The organism is Roseateles sp. P5_E11, assembly GCF_054049355.1.
Genome location: NZ_JBFUMO010000496.1, coordinates 1 through 4339, shown reverse-complemented (window position 1 = coordinate 4339; position 4339 = coordinate 1). Strand labels below are relative to the sequence as shown.

At 66.4% G+C, this 4339-nt stretch carries 5 protein-coding genes; 4 read left to right on the top strand and 1 reads right to left on the bottom strand.

The window, feature by feature from the left end:
• The 4 genes from ACXJKR_RS25580 to ACXJKR_RS25565 all read left to right on the top strand — a co-directional run.
• The coding region (locus ACXJKR_RS25580; protein ID WP_457325198.1) for a peptidylprolyl isomerase at window positions 1–232 on the top strand (232 nt) is incomplete at its 5' end.
• Entirely contained in the window at window positions 229–726 is a 498-nt protein-coding gene (locus ACXJKR_RS25575; protein WP_056197749.1) for a peptidylprolyl isomerase, read from the top strand. The genes ACXJKR_RS25580 and ACXJKR_RS25575, both read left to right, overlap by 4 nt.
• Window positions 723–1469: a UDP-2,3-diacylglucosamine diphosphatase gene (locus ACXJKR_RS25570; RefSeq protein ID WP_457325197.1), complete on the top strand. Its 747-nt coding sequence runs from the start codon at window positions 723–725 to the stop codon at window positions 1467–1469. The genes ACXJKR_RS25575 and ACXJKR_RS25570 overlap by 4 nt, the downstream gene beginning before the upstream one ends.
• Complete coding sequence (locus ACXJKR_RS25565; protein WP_457325199.1) at window positions 1469–2242, top strand: M90 family metallopeptidase; 774 nt, start codon at window positions 1469–1471, stop codon at window positions 2240–2242. Before ACXJKR_RS25570 ends, ACXJKR_RS25565 begins: the two co-directional genes overlap by 1 nt.
• Window positions 2243–2290: 48 nt before the next feature.
• Here the strand turns inward: ACXJKR_RS25565 and clpA are convergent.
• Window positions 2291–4339 (bottom strand): ATP-dependent Clp protease ATP-binding subunit ClpA (gene clpA, locus ACXJKR_RS25560; protein ID WP_457325196.1); only part of this gene is annotated, 2049 nt, incomplete at its 5' end.

Here is a 4339-nt window from a genome sequence, read left to right as displayed (position 1 = left end):
CCCGAACTCGGCGACCTCGCAGTTCTTCGTCAACGTGGTGGACAACCCCATGCTCGACGGCGAGCCGGACAATCCGGCGTCGGGCTATGCCGTCTTCGGCCAGGTCATCGAGGGCATGGACGTCGTCGACAAGATCCGCGCCGTCGAGGTCACGCCGCACGGCATGCACCAGCATTTCCCGGTCAAGCCCATCTTCATCACCAAGGCTCTCGTTGAGCCCGTCAAAAAATGAGCCAAGTCAAACTCACCACCAACCACGGCGACATCCTCATTGAGCTGGATGCCGAGAAGGCGCCGCTGTCGGTCGCCAACTTCCTGAACTACGTCCGCAAGGGCCACTACGACGGCACGGTGTTCCACCGCGTCATCAAGGGCTTCATGGTCCAGGGCGGCGGCTTTGAGGTCGGCATGAATCAAAAGCCCACCGAGGCGGCCATCCAGAACGAGGCCAACAACGGCCTGAAGAACGCCCACTACACGCTGGCCATGGCGCGCACCAACGCACCGCACTCGGCCACGGCGCAGTTCTTCATCAACACGACCAACAACGGCTTCCTGGACTTCAAGTCCGAGAGCCCGTCGGGCTGGGGCTATGCCGTCTTCGGCAAGGTCATCGAGGGCAAGGACGTCGTCGACAAGATCGAGAAGTCCAAGACCGCCACGCGTGGCGGCCATGGTGACGTGCCGGTCGAAGACGTCATCATCGAGAAAGCCGTCGAGGTTTGATCCACACGCTGACGGCCCCGGCGCAGTGGCGGCAGATCGATCTGCTGTCGGACCTGCACCTCGGGCCGGACACGCCGGCAACGACCGCCCGGCTCGAGCAGCACCTTGCGCAGACGCCCGCGCAAGCAGTGCTGCTGCTCGGCGACATTTTCGAGGTCTGGGTCGGCGACGACGCGCGGCACGAGCCCTTCGAGGCCGGTGTCGTACGCCTGCTGCGCGATGCGTCGCGGCGCCTGGATCTCTTCTTCATGCACGGCAACCGCGACTTCCTTGTCGGCGCGGAGTTGCTGGCGGGCGCCGGCATGACCGCCCTGCCCGATCCCACGGTGCTCGATGCCTTTGGCCAGCGCTGGCTGCTGGTGCATGGTGATGCGCAATGCCTTGCGGACACCGCCTACCAGGCCTTCCGCCGCCAGGTGCGCTCGCCCGAATGGCAGGCCCAGGTGCTGGCGCAGCCGCTCGAAGCGCGCCAGGCGCTGGGGCGCCAGATGCGCGAAGGCAGCCGCGCGGCGCAAGCCGCGCAACTGATGGCCACCGACCTCGACGCCGAGACTTGCCGCGCGCTGCTGAACGAAGCCGGCGCGACGACGATGATCCACGGCCACACGCATCGCCCGGCAGAGCATGACCTGGGCGAGGGGCAGCGGCGCGTCGTGCTGTCGGACTGGGACCTCGATGGCACCCCACCGCGCGGCGACGTCATCCGCCTGTCCGCAGCCGGCCTGCAACGCCTTTCCCTGTGATCCTGAAAGCTTTGCGCAACTGGCGTGAGCAACGCGCCGTCGAACGCCATGCGATTTCAGATGCGCTATGGCAGCTGACCCTGCTGCGCTACCCCTTCCTGGCCCAACGCAGCGAGGACGACCTCACTGAACTGCGGCGGCTGTCCAGCCTGTTCCTGTCGACCAAGGAATTCCACGGCGTCGGCGGCTTCGAGGTGACCGACGAAGTCGCCGTCGCCGTCGCGGCCCAGGCCTGCCTGCCCGTGCTGCGGCTGGGCCTATCCTGGTATGACGGTTTCGTCGGCATCGTCATGCACGAGGGCGAAGTCGTGGCGCAGCGGCGCTTCGAGGACGAAGACGGCGTCGTCCACGAGTACGACGAGGAGCTGGCCGGCGAAGCCATGGAAGGCGGCCCGCTGATGCTGACCTGGAATGCCATCGCCGTCAGCGACGACCCGGCCGAGTTCGGCGCGGACGCGGTCTTCAACGTCGTCATCCACGAGTTCGCCCACGTCATCGACATGCGAGATGGGCTGGCTGACGGCGCGCCCCCGCTGGACGCCGACGAACGCGAGCGTTGGACCACGGTCATCGACGCCGAATGGGAGAAGTTCTGCGCCCGCATCGACGCCGGCGAGGAGACGCTGATCGATCCCTACGGCGGCGAGGCCGTCGAGGAATTCTTCGCCGTCGCCGTGGAGGCCTTCTTCGTCGCCCCGGCCGCCATGCGGGCGGAGGAGCCGGCGATGTACGAGCTGCTGGCCGGCTTCTTCAAACAGGACCCGGCTGGTTGAACGAAAAAGGGGACGCCGCAGCGTCCCTTTCCGTCTGAGCGCTGAAACTCAAGCCGTCGCTGGCTCCGCCTTGGGCTTGTTGTCCTTGGCCGGCTTGGGCGGCGTGGGCTGGATGTCCAGCACCGTCTCGCCCTTGTCGTCCACGTCCACGCTCAGGCGCCCGCCATCGACCAGCTTGCCGAACAGCAGCTCGTCGGCCAGCGCGCGGCGGATGGTGTCCTGGATGAGGCGCTGCATCGGCCGCGCGCCCATCAGCGGGTCGAAGCCCTTCTTGGCCAGATGCTTGCGCAGCGCGTCGGAGAAGCTGACCTCGACTTTCTTCTCCTGCAGCTGGCTCTCCAGTTGCAGCAGGAACTTGTCGACCACACGCAGGATGATTTCCTCGTCCAGCGGGCGGAAGGACACGATGGCGTCCAGGCGGTTGCGGAACTCCGGCGTGAACAGGCGCTTGATGTCGGCCATCTCGTCGCCCTGCTGGCGCGAGTTGGTGAAGCCGATGGTGGCCTTGTTCAGCGCCTCGGCACCCGCGTTGGTCGTCATGATGATGATGACGTTGCGGAAGTCGGCCTTGCGCCCGTTGTTGTCGGTCAGCGTGCCGTGGTCCATGACCTGCAGCAGCACGTTGAAGACATCCGGGTGCGCTTTCTCGATTTCATCGAGCAGCAGCACCGAGTGCGGCTTCTTTGTGACCGCCTCGGTCAGCAGGCCGCCCTGGTCAAAACCGACATAGCCCGGAGGCGCACCGATCAGGCGGCTGACGGCATGGCGCTCCATGTACTCCGACMTGTCGAAGCGGATCAACTCGATGCCCAGGATGTAGGCAAGCTGCTTGGCGACCTCCGTCTTGCCGACACCCGTGGGGCCGCTGAACAGGAAGGAGCCCACCGGCTTCTCGGGCCGGCCCAGGCCCGAGCGCGCCATCTTGATGGCGGCGGCGAGCGCGTCGACCGCCGGGTCCTGCCCGAACACGACGCTCTTCAGGTCGCGGTCCAGCGTCTTGAGCTTGCTGCGGTCATCGCTGTTGACCGATGCGGGCGGGATGCGCGCGATCTTGGCGACGATGTCCTCGACCTCGACGCGCGTGATGGTCTTCTTCTGCTTGCTCTTGGGCAGGATGCGCTGGGCAGCACCGGCCTCGTCGATGACGTCGATGGCCTTGTCCGGCAGGTGGCGATCATTGATGTACTTGGCCGACAGCTCGGCGGCAGCCTGGAGCGCGCCCAGGGCGTACTTGACCGAGTGATGCTCCTCGAAGCGGCTCTTGAGCCCCTTCAGGATCTCGATGGTCTGCTCGACCGAAGGCTCGGCGACATCGATCTTCTGGAAGCGCCGGCTCAGCGCCGCGTCCTTCTCGAAGATGCCGCGGTACTCGGTGAAGGTGGTCGCGCCGATGCACTTCATCGCGCCGCTGGACAGCGCCGGCTTGAGCAGGTTGCTCGCGTCCAGCGTGCCGCCCGAGGCCGCACCGGCGCCGATCAGCGTGTGGATCTCGTCGATGAAGAGGATGGCGCTGGGTTGGTCCTTCAGCGCCTTCAGAACCGCCTTCAGGCGCTGCTCGAAGTCGCCGCGGTACTTGGTGCCCGCCAGCAGCGCGCCCATGTCCAGCGAGTAGACGACGGCGTCGGCGAGGACCTCAGGGACTTCGCCTTCGGTGATCCTCCAGGCCAGGCCTTCAGCGATGGCCGTCTTGCCCACGCCGGCCTCGCCGACCAGCAGCGGGTTGTTCTTGCGCCGGCGGCACAGCACCTGCACGACGCGCTCGACCTCGGACTCGCGACCGATCAGCGGGTCGATCTTGCCGTCCTTGGCCAGCTGGTTCAGGTTCTGCGTGAACTGCTCCAGCGGCGACGCCTTGGCGCTGCCGCCCTCGCCTTCCTCGCGCTCGCCTTCCTGGCTGCCGGGGGCCTGGCCCTCGGGGTTCTTGGGCGGCTCGGGATCGGTCTTCTTGATGCCGTGGGCGATGAAATTGACGACGTCCAGGCGCGTGACGCCCTGCTGGTGCAGGTAGTAGACGGCGTGCGAATCCTTCTCGCCGAAGATGGCGACGAGCACGTTGGCGCCGGTCACTTCCTTCTTGCCGCTGCCGGTGCTCTGCAC

Coding starts and splice junctions, on each gene's coding strand:
- ACXJKR_RS25575 (WP_056197749.1), top strand. CDS start 229: ATGAGCCAAGTCAAACTCACCACCAACCACGGCGACATCCTCATTGAG.